General features: G+C 61.0%; 1 pseudogene. It reads right to left on the bottom strand.

Going from position 1 to position 839, the window contains the following annotated elements:
* Positions 1 to 229: 229 nt before the first annotated feature.
* Positions 230 to 766: pseudogene (locus XALGPE39_RS00005) on the bottom strand (PQQ-binding-like beta-propeller repeat protein); the annotation flags it as partial.
* Between the last annotated feature and the right edge of the window lie 73 nt (positions 767 to 839).

Genomic DNA, 839 nt, shown 5'->3' with positions numbered 1-839 from the left:
CTTCGTCGTCTTCTCAATGCTCATGCTTGGAAATGCAACGTCTCTACTTCAAAGTTCATAACACGCTCTAGGGACGATGCTAGAGCGATTGCGTGTTCTGGATCACGTTCGCTCGCACGCAACCCTTCCGAGCGAATCAGCCGCTGCACGCGATGACGAATGCAAAGCCCCTCCTGCCTGCACAGGAGGGGCTGCATGTGTTTTGCTGTAGAGGCTGGGTTACTCGTGCTCAGTGATGCTGTTGCATCGTTGCGGGGACGAATTTGTACAGCTTGTTGACCCCGGTGCCGAAGTTGAAGCGGCTGTAGCCTGCGCCCCAGTACACCGCACCATCGACGATGGCCGGAGCGCTGGCGACCGAACCGCCGGCATCGAAGCTCCACAGGGTAGCGCCGGTTTGTGCGTCGAGCACGTTCATCGCCCCGGACATGGAGCCTGCGTACACCAGCCCCGGCGAGGAGGCCAAGGGGCCACGACCACCTGCACCGAATGTGGGATTGACCGGATCGGTGCCCGGGACCTTGACTTGCCAGACGATCTTGCCGGTGGCTGCATCGAGCGCGGCCCACGAGCCGGCGTTCCAGGTCTGGGTATTGCCAGGCGCCAGCGTGTAGCTGCTATGCAGGTTATTGTTGATGGCGACGTAGACACGTGACTTGAACGGGTCCACCGAGGAGCCCCATTCGATGCCGCCGTTGGTACCGCCGGGGCCGACTTGCGTCGACCACACGGTCTGCCCAGTGTTGGCATCGAGCGCCCAGTAGACCCTGATACGCCCAGGGTTCCGTAGACACTCAAGACCCTCGTTGCGCGTAGCGCCGTTCAAACTCTACAGGAGA

This window comes from Xanthomonas sp. GPE 39 (assembly GCF_000963005.1).
Taxonomy (GTDB): Bacteria; Pseudomonadota; Gammaproteobacteria; order Xanthomonadales; family Xanthomonadaceae; genus Xanthomonas_A.
Note: the sequence above shows the minus strand (reverse complement) of the source record. Positions and strands in the feature narration are given on the sequence as shown.